The organism is Cellulomonas sp. P4_H12 (assembly GCF_056400905.1).
Genome location: NZ_JBFUKJ010000026.1, coordinates 1 through 14,371, shown reverse-complemented (window position 1 = coordinate 14,371; position 14,371 = coordinate 1). Strand labels below are relative to the sequence as shown.

The following is a 14,371-nucleotide window of genomic DNA, read 5'->3' as shown; positions in this document are numbered from 1 at the left end:
ATGCGCAAGGACGCGTTCGGGTTCCTGCTGACATACCTGATCGTCCTTGTCGGCGTGCCCGCGAACCTCGTCATTCAACCGCTGGGTGCCCAGGGGACGCCGGCGGGCGTGATCGCAGCGGGAGCGTTCCTGTGGTGGGTGCTGGGCAGGATCGCGTACCCGTCCGGCACAGCGTGGGCATGGCAACCCACCCGGTACGCCATCAGCGCGTTCGCGCTGGCCGTGGTCGCGTCCTACGTGGGTGCAGCCCTGACGGGCCTGCCCGTACACCAGATGAGCGGCGCCGATCGTGCCCTCATCGCCCTCATCGGCTGGGTCGGGGTCGCGTTCGTCGCTTCGGACATGTTGACCAGCGTCGCGTCGGTCAACCGGCTGCTTCGCGCGATCACCGTTGCTGCGGCCGTCCTGGCCGTGCTCGGGATGATGCAGTTCTTCCTGGGCATCGACCTCGCCGGGATGATCCACATCCCGGGGCTCTCCGCCAACCAGACGCTCGAGTTCGTCGGCAAGCGATCGGAGTTCCGACGTGTGTCCGGCACGGCTTCGCATCCCATCGAGTTCGGTGTGGTGCTGGCGATGGTCTTCCCGCTCGCTCTCCACTTCGGTATCACGGACGTAGGCCGACCTGCGTGGAAGCGTTGGGGCGTCGTCGCGACGATCGGCATGGCGTTGCCCATGTCGGTCTCCCGGTCGGCGATCGTGGGACTTCTGACGGGCCTGCTGGTCCTCTTCTTCTCGTGGCGCGGCATGCGGCGGACGATGCTGCTGCTGCTGACGCCCGTCATCCTCGTGGTGATGAGGTTCCTCATCCCTGGACTCCTCGGCACGCTGCTCGGTCTCTTCGAAGGCTTCGGAAGCGACCCGAGCATCGCCGGGCGGACCGACGACTATGCGGTGGTCGGAGCCTTCATTTCGCAGTCCCCGTTCATCGGACGCGGCTTCGGCACGTTCCTGCCGGAGGACTTCATCGTCCTCGACAATCAGTACCTCGGGTCGATGGTCGAGACCGKGGCGCTCGGCGTCGTGACCCTGCTTCTCGTGTTCGTGATCGGTTTCGGGTGCGCGCGGGGGATCAAGATCCGAGGTGCTACCAGCGAGATGCGAGACCTGGGCATCGCGCTCTCGGCGTGCATCAGCGTGGTCATGGTGGGGTACGTCACGTTTGACGGACTGGCCTTTCCCATGGTCACCGGCCTGCTGTTCCTGCTGCTCGGCTGCATAGGTGCGCTGTGGCGCCTGGTCGGCGGACGCGCCTACGGCGCCGTGCCCGACGAGGAGATTCCCCTCGAGGTCCCCGTGGTGACTGCCGCCGGGGCCCGAACGCCTACGCCGAACCCGGTGGCGTGATGCTTCGCCTCGGTTTCGCCTGCCACTGGGACCCGGTGCGCGAGCGCACCTGGTCGGGGACGCCGTGGCGACTCCGGGAAGCCCTGAACGGCGACCCGACGATCGACGTCGTCGACGTGGCACCGACCATCGCGGGACCTGTGCGCCGTGGCCTCAGGCTGGCGGGCGCGCGGATCTCCGACGGACGCGTCCGGTCCCACTGGCGGCACTCCGCCGCGGCTGTGAACCTCATCGAGGCGGACCTCGAGCGGAGGGTGCGGAGGGCGGCGCCCGACGTCGTCCTGCAGATTCAGGATCTCGGTGTCCTGCCGACGCCCTTCCTGGTGTACCAGGACCTCAGCTTCGCCATCCTGGCCGAACGGTTCGGTCCTGAAGGTGTCCCGCACTTTCGCACGCTGGGCAGGCGTCGAGTCGATGCTCTCCGCAGGCGTCAGGAGACGTTGTACGAGCACGCAGCCATGCTCCTGCCCATGAGCGACTGGCTCGCGTCGAGCCTGCGACGCGGGGGCGTCGCGCCGCAGCGGTTGGCCGTCGTCAATCCCGGCGTCAACGTGCGCCTCGACTCCGGCAGGGCGATACCGGAACGGCGCCGTGGTCCGGTCCGTCGATTGCTCCTGATCGGGCGTGACTTCGACACCAAGGGTGGTACCCAGGTGGTGGCGGCGTTCCGCACGCTGCGAGCGGAGATGGGTCCGTCGATCAGCCTGACCATCGCCGGCCCCGCTACCTGGCCGCTCCGTGGCGAGGTGCCGGATGGCGTCACCTTCCTCGGCCCGGTGCCCGCGACGCGTGTGGCTGAGCTGCTCGACACCCACGACCTGTTCGTCATGCCGTCGTTGTTCGAGGGCTTCGGGATCGCCTTCGTCGAGGCGCTCGTGCGGGGACTCCCGTGCATCGGCCGCGACGACTGCGCGATGCCCGAGATCATCGATAAGTCCTCCGGAGGCCGGCTGGTGACGTCGGAGAGCAGCGATGAGCTGGCTGCCCTCATCGTCTCGGCGTTGGACGATGACGACCTTTACACGGCCTGCGCGGACGCGGCGCCAGCCCGTCGCGAGCACTATGCGTGGCCACGGGCCGCGGGCGAGATCCGCGTAGCGGCACAGGCGGTGGCAGCGTGACGGCGCCGCCGGTCTCCGTCTCCCGCCGCGTCGAGTGGCTCGACGGCGTGCGGGGGCTGGCGGCAACCTATGTTCTCCTCCACCACGTCTGGTTGAACTCGTTCCTCGGGTTCCCCTCGGACACCGGCCCATGGTTCCTCGGGTGGTTGCTCTACGGGCATCTCGCGGTCGTCGTGTTCATCGTCGTGTCCGGCTACTCGTTGACGCTCGCGCCCAAGCGGAACGGCTTCCGTCTGAAGGGCGGCGCCAAGGAGTTCGCGAGACGCCGCGCATGGCGGATCCTGCCTCCGTACTGGGCCGCGCTCGCAATCTCGGTCGTCCTGGTGAACGTGCTCATCGCCCCCCGTGTGGGTGGTGGAGTCGATCTTCGGTCGGTGCTGATCCACGCCCTCCTCCTGCAGGACATCGTGGGGAACACACCGCCGAACGGGACGTTCTGGTCGATCGCGATCGAGGCGCAGATCTACGTCCTGTTCCCGCTCCTCCTGCTGATGTGGCGGCGGCTCCGCCCGATCTGGACCGTCGGCGTCGTCACAGGGGTCGTGGTCGGTCTGTACGTAACCTCGCTGGTGGTTCCCGAGGTCGACCCAGTCAACAACCTGACGCCGCAGCTGCTCGTGGCGTTCGTCTTCGGGATGCTCGCCGCCAACCGCTCGGAGCTGCCCCGCATGCTCGGCCGGTCCGTGCCCCTGCTCGCGATCGCGACGGCGGGCGTCGTGATCCTCGTCGTGGCGGCCGCTCTCGCCGGCCCTGAGTGGATCGTCGCCCGGTACTTCTGGGTGGATCTGCTGGTCGCAGGGCTCGCCGCCGCAGCGTTCCGGTGGTTCTCCGCGCGTGGCGGTGCCGTGGCCCGTGGGCTCGCGTCGCGAGTGCCAGCCGGGCTCGGGCGGTTCTCCTACAGCAGCTACCTCATCCACAGCCCGGTCATCGTGGTCGTCGTCGTGTACATCACGCAGCCGATGGGACTCGACCCTGGGGAGACGTTCCTCGCTCTTCTCCTCATTGCCGTGCCGCTGGCGCTCGCCGTCAGCTACGGGTTCTTCCTGGTCTTCGAGCGACCGTTCCTGGTGGCCAGGTCGTGGGCATCGTTGACGGACGAGGTGCGGGCCGCACGCCGCCGGCGGGTCGGTCGCGCGCACTCCCTGGAGGCGCCGAAGGATCCGAGCCCGACTCCCGAGGGGAGCCGGGACCTCATCGGATGATCTCGGCCGGGGGCGATCCCGGCCTGACGCTCACGGCGTGGTCGCCGGTGTCCGCTGCCGGATGACGGTCTCGTGCCATACCTCGAGGCTCATCAGGGTCCAGATCCGGCTCTCCTCCGCCGAGCGGCCGCTCTCGTGTCGGGTGAGCAGGTCGACTACGGCCGCCCGGTCCAGGGTCGATGCCACGAACGAGTCGCTCCCGGTCAGCCTGTCCCACATCGAGTCGCGGAGATCAGACCGGAACCAGGTATCGAGGGGGACCCGGAAACCGACCTTGCGGCGATCGACGATGTCCGACGGCAGATAACGACGGGCGACCTCCTTGAGGACCCACTTGGTCGTTCCGCGGCGCACCTTGACCGAGGACGGGAGCCGGAACGCCAGCTCGGTGAGCTTGTGATCGAGCAACGGCGGCCGCAGCTCGAGAGACGCGGCCATCGACATCCGGTCACCGCGCTCGAGCAGATTGTCGGGGAGCCAGCTCACCATGTCCGCCGCGAGCATGCGGCCGATCACGTCCCGACCGCCCGGCGCCCCCGGGGGGACTAGCCGTTGGGTGGGAAGAGATGCCACGAGGCGTGCGCGCTCGGCCCGGGTGAACGGCGCGAACCACGTGGCGAACTGCTCGCTCTCGGTGGGCGCGCCAGCAGCGCGCACGGCAATCCTGGCGCGCGCCGCGCGGGACCCGAGGCGGGACTCCAGCGCGTCGCTCGCGAACCCCCGCAGCCCATGAGGCACGATTCGAGTCCGCCCCAGGGCCTTCGCGTACCTGTACTTGGGGTAGCCGGCGAAGAGCTCGTCGCCGCCCTCGCCCGACAGCACCACCCGGACGTGCTGCCGCGCCAGCTCCGCCAGCCGGAACACCGCCACGTCGGCGGGCTCGGAGACCGGTGCGTCGCGATGCCAGGTGAGCTTGGGCCAGAGCGCCTCGAAGTCACTCGCCGGGACGATGACCTCGTGGTGCTCGGTGGCGAGCAGATCACTCACCCGACGTGCCCAGGGCAGCTCGTCGTAGCGGGGATCGCCGAACCCCGCCGCGAACGTCGTGACGCCCTCGCCGCCACGGAGCTGCGACATGACTGACACGATGAGGCTGCTGTCGACGCCACCGCTCAGGTAGGAGCCGACAGGCACGTCCGCCACGAGCGCTGCGGAGACCGCGTCGCGCACGGCCTGATCCACCGCATCGACCGCCTCGGCTGGGCTCCAGGCGCGCGCTGCGTCCGGCGGTGGGGGGGTCCAGTAGGTGAGCTCGCGAAGCCGACCGTCCGCCGACACCTCGATGCGTTGGCCGGGGCGGAGCTTGCGAACGCCCTCGAACAGTGTGAACGGTGCCGGAACGGCGCGGCGCCCGAGGTAGGCGTCGAGGCTCTGGAGGTCGACCGTGGCGCGGACTGGCCTTGCGGCGAGGATGGCCTTGACCTCGGACGCGGCGAGCAGTTCCGAGCCGTCCGCCGTGTAGTACAGCGGAAGAATGCCGAGCCGATCCCGAACCAGGTGCGTGGTCCCGGTCGCCCGATCGTGGGCGATGAACGCGAACTGACCCCGCAGTCGGTCGACGACATCGAGACCTTCGGTGACGAGTCCCGCCAGCAAGGCTTCAGTGTCGCCATCGGTGGAGTAGGGGTAGGGATAGCGGGCGCGGAGCTCACGGAAGTTGAAGATCTCGCCGTTGAACACGAGGTGCCAGCGACCGTCATGGCTCGACATGGGTTGGTGAGAGGCCGCGAGGTCGATGATCGACAGCCTGGTGTGCGCAAGCCCGAGAGGCCCGTCGACCCACACGGCCGACTCGTCGGGACCTCGATGCCGCAAGGTCGTGGCCATCGCCTCCAGGGCGGCCTTCTCTACGGGGCGGCCGTCGAACCGCCGAGCCAAAGCGATCCCGCACATCAGTCGGCATCCTTCCGAGCGGCCAGACGGACGAGTGTCGACGCACGCGTCGACCACGAGTCGTGCAGGACCGAGCTGCGTCGGGCGGACGGATCGCCCGGTTCCGCGAGCGACTCGCGGACGAGGTCGACGAACTGAGCGTGATCTTGTGCCACGCGCACCCGATCGCGGTAGTCGTCGATCTGCGGGTACTCGGTGGTGACGACCGGGAGGCCGAGCGCGAGGTACTCGCGCAGCTTGATCGGGTTGGCGAACCGGATCCACTCGTTGTCGAGCCACGGCATGATCGCCACGTCGAACCCCCGGCCGATCGCAGGGATTCGTTCGTAGGCTCGGTGGCCCAACCAGTGCACGTTCGACATCGACGTCAGCTCGTCCATCGAGCAGGTCGCATCGCCGACGAGGACGAGCTGGGCCTCGGGGATGCTTCGAGCCACCTCGGCAAGAAGCTTCATGTCCACGACGTAGTCGTCGAGCCCACCGAAGAACCCGACCCGGGGCCGTGCGATCCCCACGAGCTCTGGTGCCTCCGCTGCGTCCGCCTTCCGGCTGAACCGCTCGAGGTCGACACCGTGGTCGAGGAACACGGCTCGATCGCCCGTGGCGGCGGCGTCGAGCCGCATGAGCTCCCTGCTCACGTAGAGGACGGTGTCCGCGCTGCGAAGGAGCTGCCCCTCGAGCTCCGCGATCCGTTCGCCATCGGCTTCCGGGAACGCCGAGTGCATGTCGGAGCGGTTGAACATGAGGCTTGACCGCCGCATGCCGCGGATCACCGGCCAGGCGGTCGGGATGGTGGCACCGACGTAGGGACGCGGTCCCGCACCCACTGCGCGGGCTACTGCCCGGACCTGCACCCTGACGAAAGCGGCGTTGAGGCGGCCCGCGAAGCCGCCTCCGTATAGGGGCAGGAAGATGGGCGTCATCACGTAGAACTGGGGCAGACCGGCGACCGGGCGGCGCACGAGCTTGGCCATGCTGCGGACCTTGCGGCCGATCCGGCGAAGGGGTTGTGTGCTCACGCCCTTTCTCGGAAGGCGTAGTCCGAGCGAGTTCACCACGACGACCGGCCGGTCCCGAGCTACGCACCGCATCAGCTGGAAGTCGGAGTGCGCCTGGTTGTGATACCACCAGTCCTGCGCGGCGAACCAGACGAAGCCTGGTTCGCGGCGAACCGGCGACGACAGGGCCGCGCGAAGTCCGGAGCGTGCCGAGCGTCGCACCGGGATGCGCAGCGCCTCGCCGACAACCACGCCGGTCCGGAAGAGTGAAGTGCTCACCGGCCCATGGTTCTTGGCGAAGTGCTGCACGCGACTGCGCACGAGCCGCGACCACAGATAGGGGTTCGAGCCGTACGGTCCGCCCGCGTGCTCGACGACGGCGTCGGGAACGTACCTCACGGCGAAGCCCAGCCGTCGCGCACGTTGGCAGTAGTCGACCTCCTCGGAATAGAGGAAGTACCGCTCGTCCCACTCTCCGACGTCGCGCCGGCAGCTGGCGCTGATAGCGAGCACCGCGCCGGTGGCCCAGTCGACGGTATGGGTGCTCGAGTATGCGGAACGATTCGTGATCATCTCGCCGAGGTCCGCTCGCGACGCCCGACCGCCGCCAAGGACGGCCTCGGCCCACGCGGAGACCACAGACGGATCCCGGCGGAGCGATGGGGCGAGGTGCCCCGCGTCGTCGTTGATCCTGGGGACGGCGATCCCTGTGCCGACAGCGCGGAGTCCGACCAGCAGACGCGACACGCTGCCCTCATGGAGTCGGACGTCCGGGTTCAGCACGAGCACGTCCCCGTCGTGCGCGGAGGCTCGGATCCCGGCGTTGATCGCAGCCGCGTAGCCGGCGTTGCGACCCATCCCGACGACCTTGGCCGTCGGGGCGAGCGCCCGCACCCGGTCGGTCGTACCGTCCTGTGAGTCGTTGTCGACGACGACGAGCTCCCAGGTGGTGACGCCGGTGAGCCCGTCGGCGAGCGAGTCAAGGAGGTTGCCGACGACGGAGGCGCTGTTGTAGGTCACCACGACGACCGTGAGTGGCGTCTGCCCTCCCTCCACCTCGAAACCCCCCGTCGTCGAATTCGCTATCAGCAGGATAGGGACGGTCAGGGGACGCTTTGGGCGAAAGTATGAAAAACCACCCACATGCTTGAGGGTGAGACTTGGAGCCGAGAGGCTGGCCGCATGGCGAGATCGAGCGGTCCACGTGTCCTGGTGATCGTGCAGAACCTTCCCGTACCGCTGGACCGTCGCGTCTGGCTGGAGGCACAGGCCCTCACCGCGGCCGGATACAGGGTGAGCGTGATCTGCCCGAAGGGCCCGGGGGATCCGTCCCGCTCCATGATCGATGGGGTGGCGATCTACAAGTACCGGCCTGCCCCCGAGGCTGTGGGTGTGCTCGGGTTCATCGTCGAGTTCGTCTACTCGTGGTTGCGGACGGCGTTCCTGTCAGTCGTGGTGCGGCGAGAGCGGGGCTTCGACGTCATCCAGGCGTGCAACCCGCCGGACACGTACTGGTTGCTCGCCCGGATCTGGCGCTTTGCCGGCGTCCGATTCGTGTTCGACCACCACGACCTGAATCCGGAGCTCTTCCGCTCGCGCTTCGGGGAGCCCACCGGTCCCGCGGCCCGGCTGCAGTTCCGGGGCCTGTTGTGGCTCGAGCGCATGACGTTCCGGTCTGCCGACCGGGTCATTTCGACGAATGAGTCGTACCGCGGTGTGGCCGTTGGCCGCGGTGGTGTGCGTCGCGAGTACACCGAGGTCGTTCGGAGTGGTCCGGACACTCGGCGCATGCGACCGGTGGCCGCCATGCGCAGCCTTCCGCCCGGCACCCACCTGCTCGTCTATCTCGGCATCATGGGGCCCCAGGACGACGTTCACGTGGTCTTGGAGGTCATGGACGAGCTGGTGCACCGACGGGGTCGCCAGGACGTCCATGCGGCGCTGCTCGGCTTCGGGGACTGCCTGGCCGATCTCCGTGCGCTGTCCACGCGACTGGGTCTTGATGACGTCGTCGAGTTCACCGGACGGGTCGGCTTGGAGCAGATCGGCGAGTACCTGAGCGCGGCGTCAGTGGGGCTCGGCCCTGATCGCAAGACCCCGCTCAATGACATGTCGACCATGAACAAGACGATGGAGTACATGGCCTACGCGGTCGTGCCCGTCTCGTTCGATCTCGCGGAGACTGCGACCTCGGCAGGGTCGACGGGTGTCAGCGTGCCAACGGGCGACGTCGCCGCATTCGCCGACGCGGTGGAGGCCCTTCTGGACGACCCCGAGCGTCGCACCGCACTCTCGCTCGCCGCACGAGACCGAGCTGTTGCAGAGCTGGACTGGCGGCCTCAGTCGATCGCGTACGTGCAGGTGTTCGACTCGTTGCTCGAGCGCCGATCGCCGCTCCCTGAGGACGCTCCGGCATACGACGTTCTCGATCCATGGGGTCGGGAGTACGTCGACCTCGAGGCGCCTGGGGTGCTCGAGTCGTTCGTCCGCGCTCGCGGGACGCAGAGCTGAGCGGCGCCACCGATCCCGGCGGTAGCCGCACGCTGCCCTCTCGAACGAGGTCGCGACCACAGGGCACCCCCCCGCGGTCGTCGTCACGGGAGTCGTGTGCGAGCAGTCACGCCGCGCAATTCAGACATTGCGCGCGGAGGGTGTGGGCAAAGCGGACAAACAACGCAGATTGCGCAATTCCAATAGTGTGATCTATGTCACGCCGATTGCCTGATGCACCCGTCGTCTGGCCGATGATCTCGCGGGAAGCAACGGTGGAGGTCACGACGTCATTCCGACCGTAGCGGGCGACGGGGCCTTTGCCGGCTTGCGGGTGTGGTCCACCTGTGCCTGCTTCGTGCGCGCGGTCGACGGTCCGACGAGTCGTGGAATATCGCCTCATGCCGTATTTACGATTGCCCGGCTCTCGACCTGGACGTAGGTCCGGATCGGACACATCGGACGCTGACGGCGCCGTCCACGGCGGCCGGGACGGTCGGGAGCGCGGGCGAGCGGCAGCCACAGGCTGTCGTTCATGACAGAGAGTTGCAGTCGCATGACCATCAAAGTGAGCAAGCCTGTCACCGTGACAGCTGCGCTGGCCGCCGCGGCTGTGGTGGGCGTATCCCTCGTCGCCGCGTCGTCGGCAGGCGCCGCCAGCACGACTCCGACGATCCTCGCAAGCTCCGTCGTGCGGAGTACGGACCCCACGTCGACGGTCGCAGCCGGTGCTGTCTCCGCCCCCGAGGGTGCAACCATCCTCTTCCTCGCCGCAGCCGACGGTCCGCGCCGCGGTGTCCAGTCCATCTCCAGCGTCCGGGGCTGCGGCTTGACCTGGTCGCTCGTGGAGCGTGCTAACGGCAGTGCGGGAGTGTCCGAGATCTGGTCGGCACCCGTTGACGCCGGCGTCACCGACTGCGCACCGCGCGGGAAGCTCGCCCAGGGCGACTACGTCGGCACGGCCGGCGTCTATGTCGTCGAGGGCGTCGATGTTCTCGCCACCGCCCATGCGTCCGACGCTGCCGGTGCTGCCTCCGTGGAGGTGGCGTCACGACCTGACGCCCTGGTTCTCGCCGTGGGCAACGACTGGGACACCGCGACCTCCCGGACGGTCCTCGACGGCCAGCGCAAGCTCTCCGAGTCGCTGATGCCCACCGGTGACACGATGTGGTTCCAGAGTGCACGAGCGACAGGTTCGGCGACGACGGTGGGCACGAAGGCGCCTACTGACGACCGTTGGAACATGGTCGCCATCAGCCTGACTGCCGCGGACGGTACGCCGTCCGAGCCGACGCCGAGCGCGACGCCGACGGCCACTGCGACGCCGACGCCCACTGCGACGCCGACGCCCACACCGACCGTGACGCCCAAGCCGACGCCGACGCCGACGCCGACCGTGACGCCCAAGCCGACGCCGACGCCCACACCGACTGCGACGCCGAAGCCCACCCCGACGCCGACGCCGACGCCGACCGTCCCGCCCGCGACCGGCATGCCCGGCGCGGACAACACGGGTGTGCCGGCCGGTGTCTCGCTGAAGTCGTCGGGGTCGTTGCGCGTCACCACCCCTAACCAGGTGATCGACGGTCTCGACATCAACGGGCCAGTCATCATCGACGCGCCCGGCGTGATCATCAAGAACTCCCGCATCCACGGCACGCAGGCCGACCAGTTCGGCCTCCGGGTGCAGTCGGGGAACGTCACGATCACTGACAGCGAGATGTACGGGTTCCAGAACGGCATCGGCTACAGCGACTGGACCGCGATCCGTCTCGACCTGCACGACGTCACGCAGGACGGCGTGAAGCTCGGCGACAACACTCTGCTGCAGGACAGCTGGGTGCACGACCTCACGCCCGAGTCCGGTGCGCACGCCGACGGCGGGCAGCTCCAGGACGGCTCGGTGAACGTCGTCGTGCGTCACAACACGATCGACTCGTCGAATGCCAAGACCGGGTCGCTGGGAAACGCCGCCCTCTTCATCGCTCCTGACCTGGGCCCGAGCACGAACGGTCCCCTCACGATCGAGGGCAATTACCTGAACGGCGGCAACTACACGCTGTACGTCGTCGACGGTGCCGAGGGTAAGTACTTCATCAACAACATCACGGTCCGGGACAACACGTTCGGCCGGACGTTCCGGTACGGACCGACGGACACCAACGTGCCGCTGACGTGGATCAACAACACGTGGGCAGACACCGGAGGCGCGGTCGCGCGCTGATCCGACACGCGTGCGGTGTTCACCGCTCGTCTCCCTGCGGGGCTCGTCCGTCGATGACGGCCGGGCCCCGCAGGCGCGTCACCCCACCACCGCCGGCGACCACGCCCCGGGAACGAGCACCGCAGGCACGGAGTCGGCGGTCGTGTCGACCTCCCACACGTCCGTGGTCCCGGGCACGTCGGCCCGCGGCAGCCCGTACAGGAGGGTGTCGTCGTCGAGCCAGGCGGCCTGGTCGTCGAGCCCCTTGGTCGACGGCAGCAGCGTCTCGTCGCTGGAGGCCAGGTCGAGCACGGCGAGCGCCCACACGGGCTGCCCGCCGACGTGGTCGAGCACCTTCTTGTAGGCGATGTGTGTGCCGTCAGGTGAGATCGACGGGCACTCGGCGTCCTCGCGCAGCGAGGTGAGCGTGCGGTCCGCCAGGGAGCCGCGGACAAGCCAGGTCTTGCCGGCCGACTGGGAGGCAGCCGTGGCGTAGAAGGTGTCGTCGTCGGGGGCGAACGTGACGCCCCAGATGTTGCGGTCTGATGCGGTGAAGGGCGCGCCGTCGACGGTCAGGGCGAAGTCCTCGACGTTGCCCAGCGACGTGCCGTCGGCGCGGTGGATCTCGGTGAGCGTGGAGAAGCCGACGGTCGCGTAGGAGTGGCCGGTGACGAACGAGGTGGTGGCGACGAGCGAGCCGTCGTCGGACAGGCGCGTCCGGCTCGGGATGCCCGGCAGCCCCCACGTCTCGACCGGCTTCCAGGAGGTGTCGAGCAGCTCGGCCTCCCAGCGGGTGGCGATGCCGGCGATGGTCCTCAGGCACGAGGCGAGGGGTCCGGAGACGTCGACGCGGTCGCAGGCGACGTCCGTGAACGCGCGCGGGCCGGTGGGGTCGTCGAGCGGGACGGCGGCGACCAGGCCGTACTCGTTGCCCGGCAGGGTGGAGCGGAACACGATGTGCGGGCCGGAGGTCACCGCGTCGAGCGCGGTCGACGCGACGGGCGGGGCGGAGTCGACGGCGGCCTGGTGGCCGCGCCAGGCGGCGACGGCGTAGCCGCCGACCCCGATCACGACGACCGCGGTGATGGCGACGAGGATCACGACGCGGGACGACACGCGCCTCACAGCCCGTCACCGGCGTCGACGAGAACGGGGGCGTCCAGGCTGCGCACCGCGTACCACGCGACCGGCACCGCCGCGGCGAGCAGGACGGCCACGGAGAGGATCGCGGGACCGCGCCCGACGGTGTACCAGAGCAGCCCGAAGAGGGCGGACGACGCCATGCGGGCGACCGCGACGACGGTCTGCGCCGTGCCGATGGCCGAGGCGCGGGCCTGCGGCGCGGCGCGGCGGCCGACGAGGGCGGCGAGCACGCCGTCGGTGGCGGCGTAGAACAGGCCGAGCAGCAGGAGCGCGCCGATCGTGGAGGCGGTCGAGGCGGTGGCGACGCCCGCGCACACGTAGGCGGCGACGAGGGCGACGTGGCCCCACACGAAGACCCGCGCCCGTCCCACCCGGTCGGCCAGCTTGCCGACGGGCAGCGCCAGCGACATGTACGCGATGTTGGTGCCGACGTAGAGCAGCGGGAACCACTGGGTGGCGAAGCCGTCGCGGGACTGCAGCGACAGGTAGATGAACCCGTCACCGACCGTCAGCAGCGCGAGGACGCCGGCGGTGACGAAGAGCCGCCGGAGGCCGGGCTCGGTGAGGAACTTCCAGCTGAACGGGCGGCCTGCGGGCTCGAGGCCCGGGATGTCGCAGCTGCAGCCCTTGCACTTGGGCAGCTTGCGCGCCTCGCGGCTGCGGTGCTGCGTGAGCCAGGCCGCGCGCCGCGGGCGCAGGTCGGGCACGAGCAGGACGAGCGCCGCGAGCCCGATCACCGCGGAGCCGAAGGAGATGACGAAGACGGTCTGGTAGCCGTCGGGGATGGCCCACAGGACGACGAACGCGATGAGCGGTCCGAGGGCGGCGCCGACGGTGTCCAGCGCGCGGTGCACGCCGAACGACCGGCCGAGGGTGCGGGGGTCGGACGACGCGGTGATCATGGCGTCGCGGGGTGCCGTGCGGATGCCCTTGCCCACGCGGTCCAGGGCGACGATCGCCGTGACGGCGCCGAAGCTGCTGGCCACCAGCAGCACGCCACGCGTCACGGCGGACAGGCCGTACCCGACGACCGCGACCCACTTCGGGTGGTCGCCCCGGTCCGCGGCCCAGCCGCCGGCGATCCGGACGAGCGCGCTGGCGCCCTGCATCAGGCCGTCGACGAAGCCGTAGGCGAGCGTCGAGAGGCCGAGGGCCGTGGTCAGGTAGAGCGGCAGGACGGCGGCGACCGACTCCGACGAGATGTCGGTGAGCATGCTGACGACGCCCAGGGTCACGACGACGGACGAGACGCGGGTCCGTCGTGCCGCGCGGACGGCGCGGGCTTCCTCGGGGGATCCCTCGGACGCGCGGGCGGGCCGGTCGCGCAGGGACAGGTACACCGCGCGTCACCCGGCCGTCGTCAGCGTGCCGGCGATCGACAGCTCGGTGCCGCCGCCGATCCGGTCGCGGACCGTGAGGACGAGGCCGTCGGGTCCGCGCGTGAACGCGGTCGCGGTGGTGCCGGGGAGCGCGGGCGAGTCGCCGACGGCGAAGCCGGCCCCGCCCAGGGCGGCGACGTAGGCGGCCTGGACGTCGGCCGGTGCGGCGTCGCTGCTGGCCTGGAGACCGACCTGGAGCCGGTCGCCCGAGGCCGACACCGAGCTGGAGACCACGGTGAGGCCGTCGACGATCGGGACGACGTCCTTGGGGAAGCCCTTCACCACCGAGCCGTTCGCGGCGCCGGTCGCGGGCAGCGGTCCCGTCAGGGACGGCCCGGCGGCCGGGGGTGCGACGTCGGGGAGTCCGGCCGGTCCCGGTGCCTGCGACGGGAGGATCTCGCTGGCCAGGGCACCTGCGGCGCCGCCACCTTCCGTGGAGCCGGTGGGAGCGGCGCTCGCCGTCGCCGAGCCGGACGGCGCGGCAGTCGCGTCCGCCCGGGACCGGTGGGTCGCCGACGCCGACGCCGACGCCGACGCCGACGGGCTCGCGTCCGGGGCGGGACCGGGCGACGTGCAGGCCGCCGTGGCGCCGAGC

General features: G+C 69.8%; 10 protein-coding genes. 5 read left to right on the top strand and 5 right to left on the bottom strand.

The features are described 5' to 3' along the window. The 3 genes from AC1DQC_RS15190 to AC1DQC_RS15180 are packed head-to-tail and all read left to right on the top strand — an operon-like array spanning window position 1 to window position 3,670. Window positions 1–1,347 carry an O-antigen ligase family protein gene (locus AC1DQC_RS15190; RefSeq protein WP_477052084.1) on the top strand — a complete coding sequence of 449 codons (1,347 nt, stop codon included), beginning with the start codon at window positions 1–3 and terminating at the stop codon, window positions 1,345–1,347. Further along, window positions 1,347–2,468: a glycosyltransferase family 4 protein gene (locus AC1DQC_RS15185; protein WP_477052083.1), complete on the top strand. Its 1,122-nt coding sequence runs from the start codon at window positions 1,347–1,349 to the stop codon at window positions 2,466–2,468. The genes AC1DQC_RS15190 and AC1DQC_RS15185 overlap by 1 nt, the downstream gene beginning before the upstream one ends. Further along, entirely contained in the window at window positions 2,465–3,670 is a 1,206-nt protein-coding gene (locus tag AC1DQC_RS15180) for an acyltransferase family protein (protein WP_477052082.1), read from the top strand. Before AC1DQC_RS15185 ends, AC1DQC_RS15180 begins: the two co-directional genes overlap by 4 nt. Window positions 3,671–3,700: 30 nt before the next feature. On the opposite strand, the gene asnB is transcribed toward AC1DQC_RS15180, so the two are convergent. Next, entirely contained in the window at window positions 3,701–5,563 is a 1,863-nt protein-coding gene (gene asnB, locus AC1DQC_RS15175; protein ID WP_477052081.1) for an asparagine synthase (glutamine-hydrolyzing), read from the bottom strand. After that, a complete protein-coding gene (locus AC1DQC_RS15170) occupies window positions 5,563–7,617 on the bottom strand; it encodes a glycosyltransferase (protein ID WP_477052080.1) in 2,055 nt (684 codons plus the stop codon). The genes asnB and AC1DQC_RS15170 overlap by 1 nt, the downstream gene beginning before the upstream one ends. 156 nt (window positions 7,618–7,773) lie before the next feature. On the opposite strand from AC1DQC_RS15170, the gene AC1DQC_RS15165 reads away from it, so the two are divergent. After that, entirely contained in the window at window positions 7,774–9,072 is a 1,299-nt protein-coding gene (locus AC1DQC_RS15165) for a glycosyltransferase family 4 protein (protein WP_477052079.1), read from the top strand. Window positions 9,073–9,922: 850 nt separating this feature from the next. Then, the gene (locus AC1DQC_RS15160; protein ID WP_477052078.1) at window positions 9,923–11,275 is read left to right on the top strand and encodes a right-handed parallel beta-helix repeat-containing protein; all 1,353 of its coding nucleotides are present in this window, start codon (window positions 9,923–9,925) and stop codon (window positions 11,273–11,275) included. Window positions 11,276–11,353: 78 nt separating this feature from the next. On the opposite strand, the gene AC1DQC_RS15155 is transcribed toward AC1DQC_RS15160, so the two are convergent. The 3 genes from AC1DQC_RS15155 to AC1DQC_RS15145 form a co-directional block, all read right to left on the bottom strand. Further along, window positions 11,354–12,370 (bottom strand): TolB-like translocation protein, encoded by a 1,017-nt coding sequence (locus AC1DQC_RS15155; RefSeq protein ID WP_477052077.1) that lies wholly within the window; start codon window positions 12,368–12,370, stop codon window positions 11,354–11,356. Window positions 12,371–12,375: 5 nt separating this feature from the next. Next, window positions 12,376–13,737, bottom strand: coding sequence for an MFS transporter (locus AC1DQC_RS15150; RefSeq protein ID WP_477052076.1), 1,362 nt, complete (start codon window positions 13,735–13,737; stop codon window positions 12,376–12,378). A gap of 6 nt (window positions 13,738–13,743) precedes the next feature. Next, window positions 13,744–14,371: hypothetical protein (locus AC1DQC_RS15145; RefSeq protein ID WP_477052075.1), on the bottom strand; the 628-nt coding region annotated here is incomplete at its 5' end.